We start from the raw sequence: 19,270 nt of genomic DNA, 5'->3' as shown, positions 1-19,270 counted from the left end.
AATAAAAATTGTTGTGTTGTTTACGCCGCAAAAATACATGAATTTTTTCATTTAAAATTATGAGAAAATAACTGAGAAATTGAAATAGTTGTTAATGAAAGTTTAGGTGTTACTTAAAACGAAGAAAGCTCTCAAAACTGAGAGCTTTCATTCATTAATCAAAAAACGAATAGTTATGATAACTATTTGTTGCTGTAAATATATTATTAATAGAAAAATTAACCTAAATAAGTCATTAAAATCTTACTACGAGATGTGTGTTTTAGCCTTCTAATAGCTTTTTCCTTAATTTGACGAACACGTTCACGAGTTAAATCAAAAGTTTCACCAATTTCTTCTAAAGTCATTGGTTGGTGCTCTCCTAAACCGAAGTATAATTTTACAACATCAGCTTCACGAGGAGTTAAGGTTTCTAACGCACGGTTAATTTCAATACGTAATGATTCATGTAATAATGTTTTATCTGGATTTGGTGATTCACCAGAATTTAATACGTCATACAAGTTCGAATCTTCTCCTTCAATTAATGGAGCATCCATCGATACGTGACGACCAGAATTTTTCATTGACTCTTTAACATCATTTACAGTCATGTCAAGTTTCTTAGCAATTTCTTCAGCACTTGGTGGGCGCTCGTTTTCTTGCTCTAAGAAAGCATACATTTTATTAATCTTGTTAATAGAACCAATTTTGTTTAATGGTAAACGTACAATACGAGATTGTTCAGCTAATGCTTGTAAAATCGACTGACGAATCCACCAAACAGCATAAGAGATAAATTTAAATCCACGAGTTTCATCAAAACGTTTCGCAGCTTTAATTAAACCTAGGTTACCTTCATTAATTAAATCAGGTAATGTTAAACCTTGATTTTGATATTGCTTAGCAACTGATACCACAAAACGAAGGTTAGCTTTTGTTAATTTCTCTAAAGCTCTTTGGTCACCTGCCTTTATTCGCTGTGCTAATTCTACTTCTTCATCTGCGGTAATTAAATCTACCTTTCCAATCTCCTGTAAATACTTGTCTAATGAGGCGGTTTCCCTGTTGGTAACCTGTTTTGTAATCTTAAGTTGTCTCATGTAATAAGGCTTGTGTTTTATTAATTATCTATTGCTCTTTATTTACTTATACGGAGCATTTACATTAAATGTTACAAAAGTTTTTATTTTTTTTAAAAAAAGTTTCTCCACCGTTAAAGATTTGTTAAATTTGATTTAATCAAAAATGAAAAAGTGACCATTAAGAAAAATATGTGTCTTAAAAAACAAAAGTCTAAACGAAACATTAACCGAACTTAGCCGTTGAAGAGTATCGATGTTACAAAAATGAGTGACGAAGAGTTGGTCAAAAAAATAGTGGAGAAAAATGATACACATTTGTTCGCTGTTTTATATGATCGCTACGCTGGTCTTGTGTATAACAAGTGCTATGGTTTTTCTAATAGTAAAGAAGAAGCACAGGACTTAACACATGATCTTTTTATTCGCTTATTTGTAAAATTGCGTACCTTTAAAGGAAAATCAAAGTTTTCTACTTGGTTATATTCTTTTACTTATAATTTTTGTGTGAATTATGTTCAACGTAATAGTGCAAAAAAGAAAGAGAGAGTTACGGTTGTTACGGATCAAATCAAGGAAGAAGATAGCGGTTTAGATGAAATAGATGATGCAACTTTATTTGAGTTAAAATCAGATAAGCTTGCTAAGGCACTTGAGCTAATTTCTCCTGCTGAAAAAATGATTTTATTAATGAAATATCAAGACGATATGAGTATAAAAGAAATAGCAGGGTCATTAGAATTGGGAGAAAGCGCAGTAAAAATGCGATTAAAACGAGCAAAGGCGAAAGTCGTAGAAACGTATAACGAGTTGTAATTATTATGGATAATCCATTTAAGAAAATATTACATGACGAAGAGTTGCCAGAGGTACTTAGAGAAAAAGTACTTAATGATGTGGCAATGATAAAGCTTTCTATTGATGTAGCCGACTTGTTTGTTGTTAAATACCCCAATGCAATAGCCGACTTACTTAATGGTGGAGGAGCACGACCTTCAGATGATATGAATAAAGATGATAAAAAAGAAACGGATTAACATCATAAACTAAACTAATACTATCATGATTCCATTGCAAGAAAACATTTTAAAACCATTTAGGGATACTTTTGACGGGATAGTTAAATCATTACCAAAGGTAGCAGGTTTCGTGGCCTTTATCGTTGGTTCTTGGTTGGTAATTAAGCTATTCTTATATATTGTTCGAAAAGCTTTGGCCAAAACTAAAATTGATGAATGGTCTAAGAAATTGAGTAACACACAGATTTTTGGAGATACTACAATAAACATCGTTCTTACGAATGTAATATTAGCCGTTTTAAAATGGTTTTTGATATTTATGTTTGTGATGGTAGGTGCAGAGATATTTGGATTGGATGGAGTTTCAAGTGGGATAAAGAGCTTCTTTGCATATTTACCAAAACTATTAACCGCTTTAGGGATTTTTGTTGCGGGTGCCTATTTAGGTACCATGGTAAAAAAAGCTATTCAGTCAATGTTTAAATCGTTGGAGCTCTCTGGAGGAAATTTAGTCGGAAATATAGCGTTCTATTTAATAGTAGTGTTTTTGTCAATAACAGCACTAGATCAGGCGGGAGTTGATACGTCCATTATAAAAAGTAACTTAACATTACTAATAGGTTCTATCTTATTAGCTTTTACTATTGCTTTCGGTTTAGGAGCGAGAGATGCTGTTGGTAGATTGCTTTTTGGATATTATTCGAGAAAAAATATTGGTATTGGAGAGCACGTGATAATTGGAGATATAGAAGGCGTTGTTACTGCAATTGATAACATATGTATTACATTAAATACCAAGGATGGAAAAGTGATTTTACCTATTAAAGACGTGGTAGACAGTAAAATAGTGTTTAAGAAATAAAAAAAAATATATATATTTGCGTATCTATCAGAATGATATTAATGAAATTGGAACAAAGAGTTAACGATAGATTTCGGGGGACTTCTATCTAATAAGTGAAGGTTAACTTTACATATTCGAAAGGCTATCTTAATTGATAGCCTTTTTCATTTTCTATATTTAAGCGACTATTTTTTACGATAATTTTAATTTAAACTGTGACTTATTAAAAAATAATGTGTCACAACAATACACGAGATAGATTTCGGGGGACTTCTATCTAATAAGGTTAAAGGTTAGTATCCTTTTAAGAATGGCTTTCAATTATTGAAAGCCATTCGTTTATTTTATAAATAAGTATTTTAATTCGAAGGAAGGAATTACCTAATTGAGTTTCAATTTTACTCAAAGGCAAGGTGTAAGAAAACGCCTCTCGTACCTAAAAAATCTATTGGATCAGTCCAAGGACTGTTAGGACTGTTGTCGTAAGTTAACTCGTTGTTGATGGCAAAAACACCACGTATAGAAGGAGAAAGCTTGAAATAGTTAAGATATAAATCAATACCAATACCTAGTTCGTACATAAAATTACTAGTCTTTGTTCTAAAGTTTCCAGCAAAGTTGTCATCGCTATTGTTTTCATTACTGGAAAAATTATAATCATAAGAAATACCTCCTAAAACATAAGGTCTAACATTATTAATTCTGTTGGTGCTAGCCTTCAAAATTAAAGGTAAATGAAGAAATGTAGCTCCGACTTCTCTCGTTCTTCTATTTTCATTAGTAGAAGACATGTGGTTAAAAACAAGAGTTTTAGTATTGGACATTAATCCTGGCTCAAAACGCAAGTTTAAGTTGTTATGCAGTCTAAGGTCTCCTATTAGACCTACATTAAAACCAACAGACGATTGAACTTCTACCTGAGGAGTAATACGTTGCTGATCTAAAAAACTAGGTTTATATGAAACTTTGTAGCCATTTGAATTTAGTCCTAAGTAAAAACCGTAATGAAACAAAGGTTTATCAAAACTAGGAAGGTTCAGAATTTTTTCTCTCTGACCAAACGATGTGAAAATTGCACTAAAAAGTATTGCAAATACTAAAAATCTTCTTGCCATATTATTTAAAAGCTGTGTATATTGAAGCTACTCCAAATGTTACGGGTAAATTCTTTGCATCTTTAAACCCATTTTTTTGTAAAATATTGTTGAAAGCCTCTCCAAAAGGAAAAGAATTTGCACTTTCTGATAAATATGAGTAGGCAACTTTATCTTTTGAAAACAATTTTCCTATGATAGGTAAAATAAAGTTGGTGTAAAATTTATATCCTTGCTTGAAAGGGAATTTAGTGGGATTAGATGTTTCTAAAACAACAAATCTCCCTCCAGGTTTTAATACTCTTAATATTTCTTTTAAACCTTTATCAAGGTTTTCAAAATTTCTTACGCCAAAAGAAACGGTAATAGCATCAAATGTATTATCGTCAAAAGGGATATTCTCGCTATCTCCAACAACCATCTTAATTTTATTGGATAAATTCGCTTTGTCTATTTTAGATCTACCAACTTCTAACATACCTTCAGAAATATCTAAACCAACAATTCTATCAGGATTTAACTTGGTCATCATTAAAGCGAGATCTCCAGTACCTGTAGCAATATCTAAAATTTGTTTTGGAGAATTTTCTCCCACAAGTTTTACCACTTTTTTTCTCCAGCTTACATCAATTCCTAATGATATAACACGGTTTAAGCCATCGTAGTCTTTAGAGATGTTATCAAACATTTGAGCAACCTGCTCTTTTTTTCCTAGTTCGGAGTCTTTGTAAGGTTTTATTTGTTCAGACATAGAGTACTATAGATTATCCGTTTATTGCAACTACTTCGTTAACTTGATTAGGTAGCATTTCTTTCAACATGGTTTCTATACCGTTTTTTAGAGTAATAGTAGAAGAAGGGCACCCACTGCAAGCACCTTGTAAAATTACATTAACTTGCTTTGTAGATTCATCGTAAGATTTAAACGCAATATTTCCTCCGTCAGAGGCAACTGCAGGTTTGATGTACTCGTTAAGAATATCGACAATTTTAGCTTCGGTATCCGATAGGTTTACTTTCTCTTCAACTTGAGTGGTTTTATTTTCCTTAACCTCTGGTAATTTCGATATTATAGTTTTACCATCAAGAAGATAATTTCTAATGAAAGCGCGAACATCGTGGTACACTTCAGTCCATTCAACCATATCGTATTTCATGATCGAAATGTAATTCTCAGAAATAAATATTTCCTTCACAAAAGGGAAACTAAAAAGTTTTTGGGCTAATGGAGAAGATTTACTGGCGTCATCAATATTTTTTAATTCAACATCAGTTTGAGTTAAGACCTTATTTGTTCCGAACTTCATAACACTAGGATTTGGTGTTACTTCTGCATAAACCTCAATAGGGTCTTTTTTTTCAGTATTCTCTACAACAACAGGATCTCCTTTTTGAAGATAGGATTCAATTTGTTCCTTAACTCCATCGGCAACATCATCCCACTGAACAATATCATAGCGTTGAATTGCTATAAAGTTCGCCGTTACAAATACCTTCTTTACAAAAGGTAAATAAAACAATTGTTGAGCTAAAGGTGAGTTTTTAGCTTCATCAATATTGTTATATTCGTAGCTTCCACCATTGATTAAAATTGTACTACTTACAAACTTAATTATGGTTTCATTGTTAGTTTCTTGTATATTTATTGTAATCGAGTCCATATCTAATTAAATGAAATGCAAAATTACGGTAAAAAACTGAGAAATAAGAACACAAATGGGCTCGTAATTACGAGCCCATTTGTGTTCTTATTTTAGATTAAGTCCTCTTTGGTTTTATAGATTAATGGTAAGGGTTCCTGAAATTCTTGAAGTATCGTTGTTAAGAATAATGTCACCCGGATTATATATTGATTCAAACTCTTTATTCTCGAATTTGCTATAAGATAAATCAATTTTTATGTTACCAAAGTTATAACCTAAACCAGTAGAGAAGCCTTTAATGTTGTCTTCATTAGTTCCACCTCCAAAAGTAGCTAAAAGATTAGGGTTTTTAGAGTAATGGTATCCTCCTCTTAAGCTAAGTCTATCAAAACGCCATTCCGTACCTAAATTAAAAGAGTGTGTTGCTCTATAGTCAGTAGCAAAACCTTGATTTGCATTAATAAAATCAGAATTATTTTCTCTATACTTCAAATTTGGGTAATCTCTGTAGGTGTAATCAAAACTAATCAAACCTTGCTTTCCAAAAATATAAGCACCACTGGCCGTAATTCTACTATTGGTTCTAAATCGGTAAATAGCTCCTTCTTCAATTGGAATAATTCCTGTTCTAAGGAATCCGAGGTCGCTTATTTCATTATGAACTAAATCTTCGTAGTAATCTTCAGTTATTTCATTATACCATGTAGGGGTTTCATAGGCAAGCCCTAAGCGTAAATTCTGGTTAAATTTATAAATAAAACCTAAACTAAGAGAAAAACCATTTCCTTGGATACGTGTATCAATTAAGTTTTTAGCAATAAGAACATTCCCGTTTACGTCGTCATTATTTTCGGTTAATCGAGATATTCTGTTTAAATCTATATCATGAAAGTTAAGAGAACCTCCAATAAATAATTTGCTTTGATGTACTGCCGAAAAACCAAAGTTCATTACACTCGATCTACCGCGCTTTTCTGCAGAAAAATTTTGTTCAAGAGATCTGTCAAACTGAGTTTTTGGTGTATTGGGATCATCTAAATGTTCTACATTGTATAAATATTGACTGTTTCCAATAACTCTATAGAAAGAGCTGAAATCGCTTTTTATTCTGTAGTTAGCGGTAAACGCAACTCTATCCCAATCTTCTGAGTTTGTGTCAAAAGTTAAAATAGCTCCAGCTTGCGATAAATTAAAGGAATCATTTACTGAATTGGAAGAGCTTCCATAATACAATGAAGCATAATCGGTGTTTTTATTACTTAGCGTAACCGATGCGCTACTCGCTATTGCAACTGCACTACCAGCAGGATTTATTCCAAAAGCTGATATGTCTCCTCCAAGGGCTCCAAAAGCTCCACTCATTGCTTCAAACCTAGCCGTTCCGTAATTGTCATCTTGAGAAAAAAGTAACCCAAGTTGATTGTAATTGAGTGGTTGATATTCAAATCTTTGGGAAAATGAACTTAATGAAGTACATAGTAGCACTCCTACGAATAATAATCTTTTCATTATTTTAATTTTTTGTGGTTGAATATGACTTAAAATAGGCATGTTCACTTCCAAGCATAAGTTATAAATCTTTCAAAGATAAGACTATATGCTTATGTTAATAAATTGTTTTTACAAGTTTTGGTTTCTGTGTTTTTATCTTCTTCTTCCGCTTGATCTAGAACCGCTACTTCTCGATGAACTTCTTCCCGAAGAATAACTTCTAGAAGAGCTTCTTGATGAAGATCTAGATGAAGAGTAATTAGATGAGCTTCTCGATCTTGAAGGAGAGTAACTACTTCTTGAAGAGTTACTGCTTCTTGATCTTGAATAATTACTACCAGATGATCTGCTTGAACTTCTTCCAGGAGAATAACTACTACCTCTACTTCTTCTTGAGCTATTGTTGTAGCTTCTTGAACTTCTTGAAGGAGTACTACTACCATTAGAGTAGTTTCTGGTTCTAGCTCTTGATCTTACTCTAGATGAACTACGATTTCCGTTTCGGTATCTGCCTTCGGAACCTGCACTGCGAATGCGTCTGCTGGTAGTTCTATTATTTCTATAAACATTTGAAGAACGTCTTGATACATTTGATGAGCGTCTTGAAGTTGTAGTTCTTCTTGAATCGTAATTTCTATATGTGTTATAACCTCTTCTTGAAACAGCTGTTCTGTAAGGATTCGATCCTCTTCTATAATAAGGTCTGTTGTATGCATATCCATAAGGAGGGCAATAGTTATTCCATCCCCATCTATTACCATACCAGTAACGGCCTCTCCACCAACGGTTGTTCCAGCGCCAGTTATTCCAGCCCCATCCCCAGCTATTCCAACCTCCGTTGTTCCAGCCCCAATCGTTCCAGCCATATCGCCAATTGTTCCAGCCCCAGTTATTCCAACCCCAGCCCCAATCGTAGCCCCAGTTGTTCCAGCCCCAGTTAGGATTTGTATTTATATTGATTACAACATCGCTGTCATTTGAGTTATACCCCCAAGGAGCATTAGAATTGTAGGTAATTCTTGTTTCTGGCTCTTCAGTTACAATATTATCTTCTGGTTCAAATTCGTTTGAAGTAGCTGACTCATAATTTTCGATATCAGTAAAGATATCTGTACCATTAAGTAAACCAATTCTTTCAACTTCTTTAGTGAAATAATTATCTTCATAATTTTGATATCCTTTGTCGTCAGTTACAATTACTCTCCTTTCTGGAGATTCTATTGGAGCTGCAGGTTCATCATTATAAATTCCATCATTGCTTGCTACAGTTTGAGTTGTACCGCAAGAAGCGAATGATGCTGAGATAATCAGTAAAATAAAGTTCAGGTAGAATATTCGGGTTTTGGTATAATTTAGTATCATGTCAGGACTTATTTAAATTTGAACGATTTGTTTTTTCTCTTACCTTTTTATGCAAAAAACTCTTTTTTGTTGGGCTAATTGCCTTTTTAATGTAGTTTTGCAGGTACAATTTACGCATAAAAAATAACAAATTTTGTGCCAAACTTTTGAATATGAGTAAACATTTAACAAAAAGAGCAGAAGATTATTCTAAATGGTATAACGAGTTGATTGTTAAAGCCGACTTGGCTGAGACATCAGCTGTTAGAGGATGTATGGTAATTAAACCGTATGGTTTTGCAATTTGGGAAAAGATGCAAGCCGAATTAGATAGAATGTTTAAAGAAACAGGACATCAAAACGCTTATTTCCCTCTTTTTGTACCCAAAAGTTTGTTCGAGGCAGAAGAAAAGAATGCTGAAGGTTTTGCTAAGGAATGTGCAGTAGTTACACATTATCGTTTGCAAAGTGATCCAGATAAAGAAGGTAAACTAAGAGTAGATCCAGATGCTAAATTAGAAGAGGAATTAGTAGTACGCCCAACTTCCGAGGCTATTATATGGAATACTTATAAAGGTTGGATACAATCTCATAGAGATCTACCTTTATTAATAAATCAATGGGCTAATGTTGTTCGTTGGGAAATGCGTACGCGCTTATTTCTTCGTACTGCTGAATTTCTATGGCAAGAAGGTCATACGGCTCATGCAACAAAAGATGAAGCTTTGTTTGAAGCGAAACAAATGCAGGAGGTTTATGCAACTTTTGCGGAAGAATTCATGGCGATGCCAGTGGTAAGAGGAGCAAAATCAGAAAGTGAACGATTCGCTGGAGCTGATGCTACCTATACAATTGAAGCATTGATGCAAGATGGAAAAGCATTGCAAGCAGGAACTTCTCACTTCTTAGGTCAGAACTTTGCTAAGGCTTTTGATGTAAAATATACATCAAGAGAAGGAAAGCAAGAATATGTTTGGGCTACATCTTGGGGAGTGTCCACTCGTTTAATAGGAGGTTTAATAATGACTCACTCTGATGATGCAGGATTGGTTTTACCTCCAAAATTGGCACCAATTCAAGTGGTTATTGTACCTATATATAAAGGTGAAGATCAGCTGAATGCTATTTATGATAAAATGAGTGGTTTAATTTCAGAGTTTAAATCAAGAGGTATTTCAGTGAAGTTTGATGATAGAGATACGATGAGACCAGGAGCGAAATTTGCAGAATACGAGTTGAAAGGTGTGCCTGTAAGAGTTGCAATAGGGAATCGTGACTTAGAAAACGGAACAGCTGAGGTGGCAAGAAGAGATACTTTTGAAAAGCAGACTGTACAACAAGATCAATTAGTAGAACATATTACTGGCTTATTAGAGGATATTCAAGAGAATCTTTATAAAAAGGCGTTAGATTTTAGAGCCGATCATATTACTGAAGTAAACTCTTTTGAAGAGTTCAAAGATGTAATTGAAAACAAGGGAGGCTTTGTTTCGGCTCATTGGGATGGTACTATTGAAACAGAAGATAAGATAAAAGAATTGACTAAGGCAACTATTAGGTGTATACCTAATGATGTTGAGGATGAGGATGGTAAGTGTGTCTTAACAGGTGCCTCTTCTCCTAGAAGAGTGTTGTTCGCAAAAGCTTATTAAAAAAATAATTAAAAAAGTTTTGGTGTAAATTAAAATAGTTCATATATTTGCACCCGCAATCACGAAATAAGTATTGTGATGGTCCGTTCGTCTAGGGGTTAGGACGCCAGGTTTTCATCCTGGTAACACGGGTTCGATTCCCGTACGGACTACAAAAAGTTCTTAATAGCTCGGATACATTATCGGAGCTTTTTTTATCAAAAAGATAAAATTAGAATTATATTGCAGGTATAAAAAAAAGTTATATATTTGCAGCCTCAATCGAAATAAGATTGAACCAAATGGTCCGTTCGTCTAGGGGTTAGGACGCCAGGTTTTCATCCTGGTAACACGGGTTCGATTCCCGTACGGACTACAAGTTTTTTATAAACAATTAACGTCTAAGTAAAATGGCAAATCATAAGTCAGCATTAAAGAGAATAAGAAGTAACGAAACGAAGCGCTTAAGAAATAAATATCAGCATAAGACTACACGTAATGCTGTTAGAAAATTAAGAGCTACTACAGACAAGAAGGAAGCAGAAGGAATGTTTTCGTCAGTTGTTTCTATGCTAGATAAGTTAGCTAAGAACAACATTATTCATAAAAATAAAGCGGCTAACTTAAAGTCTAAATTGGCTAAACACGTAGCAGCTTTATAAAGTTTTAAGGTTAGTTAATAGTTAAAAAGGTACCTCGTTGAGGTGCCTTTTTCTTTTGTTTATATATTCTTCTTTGAACTAATGAGCAAGACCTATCTTAATAAATCATGTATCCTCTTATTAGGGTAATTTACCTGTAATTATCTGCATCTCATGGAAGGAAACGAACTCATTTTGGATGAAATTGCTAAATTTTCAGCTTTAAACGCAAATTTCTGTCTTAATGGATATGAGTTTTTTTATGAGAATAGGGAGATTAAATACGTTTGAAATAAGAAATAATAGTTTTTTACTAGGCGTAATTTCCCCAACTTTATATGTGTACGTAATATTAGTTCAGTATTTAAATCCGAATATAGTAGTGTTACCGTTCGCAAAGGAAGGGTTTGCAATGATGTTTTTAGGTTTTGGTTTACTTCCTTTAACTAGGAATAGAAAATTACTTAGCTATTACGGTCTTTTCGTTTTTGTAGCATTTTTTGCGTTTGAATACTTTTTAATTTATACACTTGCAGAAAACAATTTCTCGATAGATTGCCTACTGGGCGCTTATATTCTATTGTTTGGAGGAATTTTAGCAATTAACAATGCTTTGCTGCTTATTGTTTTTAGTTCCTTTCAATTATTACATATATTTTATAGACTTCAGGTAGGAGGGTTTGATATAATTACAGAGAGTGCCGTTTTAAGTTCAGCTTTAACGTTGTTTACATATTCATTTATTATCATAAATGGTTTTAGCAAACATAGAAGAAGTTTAGAAAGCACCAATAGTCTTTTAGAACGTAAAGTGAGTGAGCGGACTCGTGATTTAAAGAAAAGAGCAAAAAAGCTTTATGAGAGAAATAAAGATTTGGAAGATTTTGCCTTTTTAGTCTCTAATGATTTAAAGCGACCACTTCGAAATATACTTAATTTATCAGAGTGGTTAATATCTTCAGAAAATGTTAAAGATAATTTACAGGGAGAAAGAGGGGAGATTTATCAAGATCTAATCATAATTAAAGAACAGGTTGTTCAAATGGATATGTTAATTAATGGAATTTTAAACTATTCATTGCACTTGGAGAAAGAAAAAGAAATAAAAAAAGTCGATTCTTCCTCTCTTGTTAAGAGAATTATTATGGTAAATAGTTCTGAGAACTGCCGTATTCGAATGATAAATGAATTTCCTAGTGTATCTTTTAATGAATCGCAATTATTACAGGTTTTTCAGAATTTGATACAAAATGCTATAAAACATAATGATAAGGATTTAGTAAATATAGATTTGAATGTCAAGTACGAAGGAGGTTTTTATATTTTTTCTGTTTCTGATAATGGCCCTGGAATCGAAAAAAAGTATCATCGCAAAATATTCCAGCTATTCCAAAAATTAGAACTAAAAACACATGTTGATTCAATTGGTATTGGATTAGCTCTTGTGAAGAAAATTGTAGAGAGAAATGGGGGTAAAGTTTGGTTAGAAAGTAAGCTTGGCAATGGAACCACGTTCTTTTTTACTATTAAAAAGTGATACATTAGAAACAAGATACTTTACTTTAGGCGTATTAGAATTATACTTTTTGATATTAAATCATTAACTTTTAGATCTTAAACATAAATTCATGTCTTAATGGATAAGAGTTTTTTTGGAGAGTTAGGGAGGTTGAAATCTTTTGAGATTAAAAATAATGGTTTAGTACTGCGCATTATTTCCCCAACGTTGTATTTATACATCATGTTAATTGAATACTTGAATCCAAGTATATTTATTTTACCTTATTCTAAGGGGATTTTTGCTGTTTTTTTTCTAATTGTAGGAGTGCTTCCATTACTAAAGAATGAGAATATATTAAGACATTATGGGATATATGTATTTTTTGTTTTTTTTTCATTTCAATACTATTTGACCTATACACTTGCTGATAATGATTTTGCTATAGATTGTATCCTGGGTACCTATATAGTTATGTTTGGGGGGATTCTAACCATTAATAATAGTTTCTTATTAGTGTTATATAGCTCTTTTCAATTGTTACATATGATTTATAGGGTTGAAACACATCAGTTGGACAGTATCACGGAAGTCGCAATTTTAGGTTCTACCATAAGTATATTTACTTACTCGTTTATTATTCTTAATGGAAGTTTACGTCATAGAAGAAAGCTGGAGGATATGAATTCTCAATTAGGAGAGAAAGTTGTACAGCGTACAAAAGATTTAGAGAAAAGAGCTAAAGAGTTATATGAACGAAATAGAGATTTAGAAGACTTTGCGTTTATGGTTTCAAATGATTTGAAGAGACCGTTACGTAACATTCTCAATTTGGCGGAATGGTTAACTTCTAAAGAGAATGTAAAGGAGAGTCTGTTAGGAGAAAGGGCTGAGATTTATGAAGATCTTTTTATAATTAAAGAACAAGTTATTCAAATGGATATGTTAATCAATGGTATTTTAAGTTATTCATTGCATTTGGAGAAAGAAAAAGAGATCAAAAAAGTAAATCTGTCCTCACTTATTGACAGAATTATTCTAGTGAACAGTTCTGAAAACTGCAAGATAGAAGTGAAAAGCGAGTTTCCAGATGTGTACTTTAACGAATCTCAGTTGCTACAAGTTTTTCAAAACTTAATCCAAAATGCCATAAAGCATAATGACAAAAGTAATGTATATATTAAGCTTGATTTTGTAAATGAAATGGACTGCTATGTGTTTTCTGTTTCAGACAATGGTCCAGGGATAGAGAAGAGATATCATCGCAAAATATTTCAACTTTTTCAAAAGCTAGGTTTAAAAAAGCATGTCGATTCGATAGGTATTGGATTGGCTCTTGTAAGAAAAATTATTGAAAGAAATGGGGGAGAGGTATGGCTAGAAAGTAAATTAGGTGAAGGAACAACGTTTTTCTTTACCATAAGAAAAGATTAAGGCTGGTCCTTTGGTTGTAAAATTTTTTAAAACATGTATTCCGTTTCGCAGAGTTATTAAGAGAAATCTACCAGTCGTAAGATTTATGGGCATCTAATCTTATAAAAATAAACAATAGTAATGTAAAGCCCCATAATGATGAGCCTCCATAACTAAAAAAAGGAAGAGGTATTCCAATAGTTGGTAAAATTCCGATGACCATTCCAATGTTAACAATTATATGAAAAAAGAGTATTGAAGCGGCACCATAACCATAAATTCTTCCAAATTTGTTGGTATGCGTTTCAGCAAGATAAATAATTCTAAGGAGTAAGAGTGAAAAAAGAATAATTACAGTTGAACTACCTAGGAACCCCCATTCTTCGCTTACAGTACTGAATATATAATCCGTGTCTTGCTCAGGAACAAAGTTACCTTGTGTTCTATCTCCTTTTAAAAATCCTTTTCCGCTAAATCCTCCAGAGCTAATTGTTAATTGAGCTTGGTAAGTGTTGTAGCCGATTCCCCGATTGTCTTTAATTTTACCAAGTAAGATGTCAAAACGATCTTTTTGATGTTGTTCGAGAATATTGTTATAAGTATAACCTATACCTACAATAAAAATACTTGTAACTATATAGGTACTAATTACTCTTAAAAGATTAAAACGAAGAAACCTTTTGTTTTTGTAAGCTGCATATATTACATAAATAGATATTAAGGTTAAAGAAATTACTAATACCCACGTAATTCCAAAAGAAATAGTTAGTAAGAATAGTAATACTGATAAGGCTCCTAATACAAAATAGGCTAGTGTAATGCCTTCACGATTTAAAACCAGGAAAAAGGCAAAATAAATTACGACCGAACCCATATCTGGTTGTAAAGCGATTAGAAAAGCCGGAGAAAAAATTATAACGAATGCCTTTATTTGATTTTTAAGAAGGTCTAAATTATATTGTCGATCACTCATTAATTTGGCCAAAGCTAAGGCAGTAAAAGCTTTGGCAAATTCTGAAGGTTGTAACCCAACTCCTCCGAAATTATACCAAGAGGTTGCTCCGTTAATTTTTTTACCTAAAACAAGTACTCCTGCTAACAGAAGTAAAGAAAAGAGGTATAAAATGCTCGAAAATTTTTCGTAGAATTTAGAATTAAAAAACAAAACGAAAATAATAATTGGAACGCTCAGTCCTATCCAAATAAGCTGTTTTCCATATCTCGATGAAAAATCGAAGATTTCACGACTGTTTTCGTTAGAAGATGCGGCATAAATATTTACCCATCCAAAAACGACGAGTATGATATATAGAAATACCGTTATCCAATCTATTCCGGCAAATATGTTATTTCTCTCCTGACGCAATGGTGTCTATTTTAGGGATTAATTTATCGTATTCTGTTTGCAAGCTTAGGTCCAGCATTCTCTTTTCAACGTATTTTCTTTCTATTTCTCCTTTTAAATATTTTTCAATGAGGAGGCTAGTAATTGGGGCTGCTATGGTTGATCCATAGCCACCATTTTCAATATAAACGGCAAGAGCTATTTTAGGATTATCTTTGGGGGCAAAAGCGACTAAAATAGAGTGGTCTTCTAATTGCTTGCGTTTACCATTAATTCTAATAAAGTTTTCAACTGTCCCAGTTTTACCGCATATTTCAATTCCGGGTACTTGACTGCCTCTAGCAGTACCTTTTGTGAATACCTCATGCATAGCTTCGACAGCAATATTGAAATGCTGAGGATCGATGGTTGTGTTTATTTTTTCTACGTAAGCCTTATTTTTAATCGGATTGTCGTCTATTTTTTTTACAATATGTGGACGGTAGAAGTATCCTCTATTCGCAATAGCGGCAGTCATATTAGCCAATTGCATAGGGGTCGTTTCTACCTCTCCTTGACCAATGGAGTTTGAAATTGTCGTTGTTGGTCCCCATCTAAAAGTATATTGCCTATTGTAGTAAGTTGAGTCGGGAATTCTACCTTTTTGCCCTGTAGGTAGATCATAGCCGAGATAGTTTCCAAGACCAAAACTTTTGGCATGTGTACTCCAGTTCTCTAACCCAATTTTTGAGTTTTCCGCTTTATCGATTATTCGTCTGTAGGTGGTGGCAAAATAACTATTACATGACTTCGCGATGGCGGTTTTTAAACGAATAGGATACCCAGTGATTCCACAGTGACATCCCATAAATTCATTTTTTCTTTTACCATATCTATATCCACCATAGCAACGTACAGAAAATCTATCATCGATAACTCCTTCTTGCAAGCCAATTAAACCATTTATAATTTTAAAAGGTGATCCAGGGGCATACATGGCCTGTAAACCTCTATCAAAGGTAGGTTGGTTAATGGAATCGTAAAAAAGCTTTGTTGAATTCTTTGAACGTTTTCTTCCGACTAGTAAATTCGGATCATAAGAGGGAGCAGATATTAAAGCTAAAATTTCGCCTGTTTTAGGTTCAATGGCAACAATTCCTCCTCTTTTCCCTTCCATAAGCTTTTCACCATATTGCTGTAATTCAGTATCAATGGTAAGTGTTAAATCTTTTCCAGAGATGGCAAGTGTATCTAGTTTACCGTTGTTATAAGACCCAGTTATTTCATTTAAATTGTTTCTTTTGAAATACCTTTTACCTTTTACTCCTCTCAAGACTTCTTCGTATTGTTTTTCAATACCCAGCTTACCAATTAATTCACCTTGTTCATAATAACTACTCGATCTGGCTTTTTGTTCATTAACTTCTCCAATAAACCCCAGTACATTTGCTGCAGATTTAATAGGATAATTTCTAATAATACGTTTTTGAACATAAAACCCTTCAAATTTGGATAGTTTTTCCTGAAGAAAGGCAAAGTCTTCTTTAGATAATTGTTTTAAAAATACTGAAGGAAGCCACCTAGCGTAGCGTTCGGCTTTATTAAATCGTTTTAAAAAGTTCTCTTTAGTTATTTTAAGTAGCGAACAAAATTCTAATGTGTCTAACTCTTTCACCTCTTTCGGGATAACCATTACATCATAAGAAAGTTGGTTTGCTACTAAAAGTTTACCATTTCTATCATAAACATAGCCTCTTTCAGGATAATCGTACTCAACTTTGACTGTTGAACTAAGAGTTGGATTTTGTTTTTTGGCATGAAGAATTTGTAGCTGAAATAATCTTCCGATATAGATAACAGCAACTAAAACAATTAGAAAGACCAATAAAAAACTTCGTTTCATGATAGCTTTTTTCTAAAAATAAAACTTCCTAAAAAATATAATATTAAAGTGAATAACGTTGAAAGTAGTGTATTAATTATAACACTTGAAAAATTACTGAAACTAAAGTTAATAAAGCTAAACAATATAAAATGATGCAAAACTGTTAAAATTGCTACATAATTAAATACTTTATCAAATGTTTCCAATCGTAAATCAAATAATAGGTAATCCGATTCTGTTTTTTTGAAAATAGTTCTTACCAGAAACAGACGTATATAAGCTATAAATAAAGTAGCAAAAGCATGAATACCTCCTGAGTTAGAAAATAAATCGACACATAAACCAAGAAAGAAGCTAACGGTTAAAAAAGGAATTCGTTTTTGGCTAAGAGGAAATATAAAAATATAAGCTATGTATAAATATGGATTAATATAACCGAATAACAGAATATTATTAAGAACTAGAACTTGTAAAAGAACAAAAAACAAGAATAATAAAATAAGTTGTATGGTTTTATTCATTTGGGTTGCTTAAGTCTTTGATTTCATTTTTATGAAAATTAGTAATGATATTCACACTTCCAATATTTGTCATGTCATTAAACAGTCGAATGTTAATTGTGTTAATGGCCGAAACTTTTTCAGGAATATTTTCTACAGTTCCAATAGGAAGTCCTTCGGGAAATATAGAAGATTTTCCTCCAGTTATGATGGTATCTCCTATGGTTAATGCAGCTTGTCTTGGTATGTCAGAAAGTTGAACAATATTAATGTTTTCTCCATTCCATTCTAGCGTGCCAAAATGATGGCTGTTTTTTAGTCGAGCATTAATTTTACTATTCTTATTTAGAATAGATTGAACTCTGGCATAACTACCAGAAACATTTTCTGTAATACCAATAATTCCTTTACTGTTAACTACGGCCATTTCATGAGCAACATTATGATGCTGGCCTCTATTAATTGTAAGAAAGTTATAAGGAGTATGGTAATTGTTGTCAATTATCTTTCCGCTTATGTATTGATACTTTTGTTTGTAATATATACTATCATCCACAGTTCTTAACTGAGTTGTATCAATAGTGGTGTAAAGCTGTTCAAGTTTGTTTTTTAAAGCGGTGTTTTCTTCTAGTAATAAATCGTTTTCGCTTTTTAGTTTAAGGTATTGATTTATGTTATTCGTTTTATCTAGAAGACCACCAGAAATTACATTAGCGGAATTGATAAACTTACTTTTATGGAAAGAGTGATTATTGATGATTAATGCAACAGCTATAATTTCTAGAAAAATGAAATACAAGAAATATTTATACTTCTGTAAGAAATAAATAAGCTGTTGCATAAATAATCATCACGTTTATTTGATTAATACTGATTTGTATTTTTCTAAGTTCTTTAAAGCAATTCCGGTTCCACGAACAACTGCCCTTAAAGGATCTTCTGCTACATAAACTGGTAAATCTGTTTTACGAGACAAACGTTTATCTAAACCTCTTAACATTGATCCACCACCAGCTAAATAAATACCAGTGTTGTATATGTCAGCAGCTAATTCTGGAGGAGTTTTTGATAGGGTTTCCATAACAGCATCTTCTATACGTAAAATAGATTTATCAAGAGCCTTAGCAATTTCTCTGTAAGAAACTTGAACCTGTTTTGGTTTTCCGCTTAATAAATCTCGACCTTGAACCATCATATCTTCTGGTGGGGTATCGAGATCTTCAGTAGCCGAACCTATTTGAATTTTTATTTTCTCAGCGGTGGTTTCCCCAACATAGAGGTTGTGTTGTGTACGCATGTAATACATGATATCACTTGTAAATAAATCACCAGCGACTTTTACCGACTGATCGCAAACAATACCTGCAAGGGCAATTACCGCAATTTCGGTAGTACCACCACCTATATCAATAATCATATTCCCTTTTGGTTCCATGATATCAATTCCAACACCAATTGCAGCTGCCATTGGTTCATAGATTAAATATATTTCCTTGGCGTTCATATGACGTGCGGAATCAATAACCGCTCGTTTTTCAACTTCAGTAATACCTGAGGGAATACAAATTACCATTCGTAACGAAGGAGGGAATAACTTCTTTTTGATAGCAGGAATTTTCTTAACAAACTCCTTTATCATTTCCTCTGAAGCTTGGAAATCAGCGATAACTCCATCCTTTAATGGACGAATGGTTTTTATGTTTTCATGAGTTTTTCCTTGCATTCTATTGGCTTCATGACCTGTGGCAATAATTTTACCAGACAGCCTGTTCCTAGCAACAATAGAAGGGCTGTCAATAACTACTTTGCCATTATGGATTATTAGTGTGTTTGCAGTTCCTAAATCAACTGCAATATCTTCGGTCATAAAGTCGAAAAACCCCAT

Annotated in this window: 18 protein-coding genes and 2 tRNA genes; 9 read left to right on the top strand and 11 right to left on the bottom strand. The window is 33.0% G+C overall.

Annotation, left to right across the window (positions count from 1 at the left end):
• Positions 1–218: 218 nt before the first annotated feature.
• On the bottom strand, positions 219–1,082 hold the full coding sequence (locus ACKTTV_RS06645; RefSeq protein ID WP_028891227.1) for a sigma-70 family RNA polymerase sigma factor: 864 nt from the start codon (positions 1,080–1,082) through the stop codon (positions 219–221).
• Between the two features lie 246 nt (positions 1,083–1,328).
• On the opposite strand from ACKTTV_RS06645, the gene ACKTTV_RS06640 reads away from it, so the two are divergent.
• Genes ACKTTV_RS06640 through ACKTTV_RS06630 form a run of 3 tightly spaced genes read left to right on the top strand, consistent with a single transcriptional unit; the run spans position 1,329 to position 2,942 of the window.
• Positions 1,329–1,877: an RNA polymerase sigma factor gene (locus ACKTTV_RS06640; RefSeq protein ID WP_408030040.1), complete on the top strand. Its 549-nt coding sequence runs from the start codon at positions 1,329–1,331 to the stop codon at positions 1,875–1,877.
• Positions 1,878–1,882: 5 nt separating this feature from the next.
• Positions 1,883–2,098, top strand: a complete 216-nt coding sequence (locus tag ACKTTV_RS06635; RefSeq protein WP_408030039.1) for a hypothetical protein — start codon at positions 1,883–1,885, stop codon at positions 2,096–2,098.
• Positions 2,099–2,123: 25 nt separating this feature from the next.
• Positions 2,124–2,942 (top strand): mechanosensitive ion channel family protein, encoded by an 819-nt coding sequence (locus ACKTTV_RS06630; RefSeq protein WP_408030038.1) that lies wholly within the window; start codon positions 2,124–2,126, stop codon positions 2,940–2,942.
• A 380-nt stretch (positions 2,943–3,322) separates the two neighbouring features.
• Here ACKTTV_RS06630 and porT read toward each other — a convergent pair whose 3' ends face one another.
• The 5 genes from porT to ACKTTV_RS06605 form a co-directional block, all read right to left on the bottom strand.
• A complete protein-coding gene (gene porT / locus ACKTTV_RS06625) occupies positions 3,323–4,039 on the bottom strand; it encodes a type IX secretion/gliding motility protein PorT/SprT (RefSeq protein WP_408030037.1) in 717 nt (238 codons plus the stop codon).
• 1 nt (position 4,040) lies between these two features.
• A complete protein-coding gene (gene ubiE, locus ACKTTV_RS06620) occupies positions 4,041–4,769 on the bottom strand; it encodes a bifunctional demethylmenaquinone methyltransferase/2-methoxy-6-polyprenyl-1,4-benzoquinol methylase UbiE (RefSeq protein WP_408030036.1) in 729 nt (242 codons plus the stop codon).
• 13 nt (positions 4,770–4,782) lie between these two features.
• Complete coding sequence (locus ACKTTV_RS06615; protein WP_408030035.1) at positions 4,783–5,679, bottom strand: NifU family protein; 897 nt, start codon at positions 5,677–5,679, stop codon at positions 4,783–4,785.
• A 114-nt stretch (positions 5,680–5,793) separates the two neighbouring features.
• Positions 5,794–7,170: an OmpP1/FadL family transporter gene (locus ACKTTV_RS06610; protein WP_408030034.1), complete on the bottom strand. Its 1,377-nt coding sequence runs from the start codon at positions 7,168–7,170 to the stop codon at positions 5,794–5,796.
• Positions 7,171–7,305: 135 nt separating this feature from the next.
• A complete protein-coding gene (locus ACKTTV_RS06605; protein ID WP_408030033.1) occupies positions 7,306–8,514 on the bottom strand; it encodes a hypothetical protein in 1,209 nt (402 codons plus the stop codon).
• Between the two features lie 152 nt (positions 8,515–8,666).
• On the opposite strand from ACKTTV_RS06605, the gene proS reads away from it, so the two are divergent.
• From proS to ACKTTV_RS06575, 6 genes are all read left to right on the top strand, one after another.
• Positions 8,667–10,145, top strand: a complete 1,479-nt coding sequence (proS, locus tag ACKTTV_RS06600) for a proline--tRNA ligase (RefSeq protein ID WP_408030032.1) — start codon at positions 8,667–8,669, stop codon at positions 10,143–10,145.
• 80 nt (positions 10,146–10,225) lie between these two features.
• A tRNA-Glu gene (locus ACKTTV_RS06595) sits at positions 10,226–10,297 on the top strand.
• A 131-nt stretch (positions 10,298–10,428) separates the two neighbouring features.
• Positions 10,429–10,500, top strand: a tRNA-Glu gene (locus ACKTTV_RS06590).
• A gap of 34 nt (positions 10,501–10,534) precedes the next feature.
• Positions 10,535–10,786 (top strand): 30S ribosomal protein S20, encoded by a 252-nt coding sequence (gene rpsT / locus ACKTTV_RS06585; RefSeq protein WP_320418538.1) that lies wholly within the window; start codon positions 10,535–10,537, stop codon positions 10,784–10,786.
• 223 nt (positions 10,787–11,009) lie between these two features.
• Positions 11,010–12,302 (top strand): sensor histidine kinase, encoded by a 1,293-nt coding sequence (locus ACKTTV_RS06580; protein ID WP_408030031.1) that lies wholly within the window; start codon positions 11,010–11,012, stop codon positions 12,300–12,302.
• Positions 12,303–12,401: 99 nt separating this feature from the next.
• Complete coding sequence (locus ACKTTV_RS06575; protein ID WP_408030030.1) at positions 12,402–13,697, top strand: sensor histidine kinase; 1,296 nt, start codon at positions 12,402–12,404, stop codon at positions 13,695–13,697.
• 67 nt (positions 13,698–13,764) lie between these two features.
• Here ACKTTV_RS06575 and rodA read toward each other — a convergent pair whose 3' ends face one another.
• The 5 genes from rodA to ACKTTV_RS06550 are packed head-to-tail and all read right to left on the bottom strand — an operon-like array spanning position 13,765 to position 19,270.
• A complete protein-coding gene (gene rodA, locus ACKTTV_RS06570) occupies positions 13,765–15,042 on the bottom strand; it encodes a rod shape-determining protein RodA (RefSeq protein ID WP_408030029.1) in 1,278 nt (425 codons plus the stop codon).
• Positions 15,023–16,903 (bottom strand): penicillin-binding protein 2, encoded by a 1,881-nt coding sequence (gene mrdA / locus ACKTTV_RS06565; RefSeq protein WP_408030028.1) that lies wholly within the window; start codon positions 16,901–16,903, stop codon positions 15,023–15,025. Before mrdA ends, rodA begins: the two co-directional genes overlap by 20 nt.
• Positions 16,900–17,406, bottom strand: coding sequence for a rod shape-determining protein MreD (gene mreD, locus ACKTTV_RS06560; protein ID WP_408030027.1), 507 nt, complete (start codon positions 17,404–17,406; stop codon positions 16,900–16,902). The genes mrdA and mreD overlap by 4 nt, the downstream gene beginning before the upstream one ends.
• The gene (gene mreC, locus ACKTTV_RS06555; RefSeq protein ID WP_408030026.1) at positions 17,399–18,226 is read right to left on the bottom strand and encodes a rod shape-determining protein MreC; all 828 of its coding nucleotides are present in this window, start codon (positions 18,224–18,226) and stop codon (positions 17,399–17,401) included. Before mreC ends, mreD begins: the two co-directional genes overlap by 8 nt.
• A 15-nt stretch (positions 18,227–18,241) precedes the next feature.
• Positions 18,242–19,270: a rod shape-determining protein gene (locus tag ACKTTV_RS06550; RefSeq protein ID WP_093668522.1), complete on the bottom strand. Its 1,029-nt coding sequence runs from the start codon at positions 19,268–19,270 to the stop codon at positions 18,242–18,244.

The sequence above is a fragment of the Tenacibaculum xiamenense genome, from assembly GCF_964513065.1.
Lineage (GTDB): Bacteria > Bacteroidota > Bacteroidia > Flavobacteriales > Flavobacteriaceae > Polaribacter > Polaribacter xiamenense.
This window is presented reverse-complemented; position numbering and strand designations above follow the sequence as displayed.

Bases quoted from the DNA above. Each gene is read 5' to 3' on its own strand.
- ubiE (WP_408030036.1), bottom strand. From the start codon at position 4,769: ATGTCTGAACAAATAAAACCTTACAAAGACTCCGAACTAGGAAAAAAA.
- porT (WP_408030037.1), bottom strand. From the start codon at position 4,039: ATGGCAAGAAGATTTTTAGTATTTGCAATACTTTTTAGTGCAATTTTC.
- ACKTTV_RS06550 (WP_093668522.1), bottom strand. From the start codon at position 19,270: ATGGGGTTTTTCGACTTTATGACCGAAGATATTGCAGTTGATTTAGGA.
- ACKTTV_RS06640 (WP_408030040.1), top strand. From the start codon at position 1,329: ATGAGTGACGAAGAGTTGGTCAAAAAAATAGTGGAGAAAAATGATACA.
- ACKTTV_RS06615 (WP_408030035.1), bottom strand. From the start codon at position 5,679: ATGGACTCGATTACAATAAATATACAAGAAACTAACAATGAAACCATA.
- ACKTTV_RS06605 (WP_408030033.1), bottom strand. From the start codon at position 8,514: ATGATACTAAATTATACCAAAACCCGAATATTCTACCTGAACTTTATT.
- ACKTTV_RS06635 (WP_408030039.1), top strand. From the start codon at position 1,883: ATGGATAATCCATTTAAGAAAATATTACATGACGAAGAGTTGCCAGAG.
- ACKTTV_RS06630 (WP_408030038.1), top strand. From the start codon at position 2,124: ATGATTCCATTGCAAGAAAACATTTTAAAACCATTTAGGGATACTTTT.
- ACKTTV_RS06575 (WP_408030030.1), top strand. From the start codon at position 12,402: ATGGATAAGAGTTTTTTTGGAGAGTTAGGGAGGTTGAAATCTTTTGAG.
- mrdA (WP_408030028.1), bottom strand. From the start codon at position 16,903: ATGAAACGAAGTTTTTTATTGGTCTTTCTAATTGTTTTAGTTGCTGTT.
- ACKTTV_RS06610 (WP_408030034.1), bottom strand. From the start codon at position 7,170: ATGAAAAGATTATTATTCGTAGGAGTGCTACTATGTACTTCATTAAGT.
- mreD (WP_408030027.1), bottom strand. From the start codon at position 17,406: ATGAATAAAACCATACAACTTATTTTATTATTCTTGTTTTTTGTTCTT.
- ACKTTV_RS06645 (WP_028891227.1), bottom strand. From the start codon at position 1,082: ATGAGACAACTTAAGATTACAAAACAGGTTACCAACAGGGAAACCGCC.
- rpsT (WP_320418538.1), top strand. From the start codon at position 10,535: ATGGCAAATCATAAGTCAGCATTAAAGAGAATAAGAAGTAACGAAACG.
- ACKTTV_RS06580 (WP_408030031.1), top strand. From the start codon at position 11,010: ATGGATATGAGTTTTTTTATGAGAATAGGGAGATTAAATACGTTTGAA.
- proS (WP_408030032.1), top strand. From the start codon at position 8,667: ATGAGTAAACATTTAACAAAAAGAGCAGAAGATTATTCTAAATGGTAT.
- mreC (WP_408030026.1), bottom strand. From the start codon at position 18,226: ATGCAACAGCTTATTTATTTCTTACAGAAGTATAAATATTTCTTGTAT.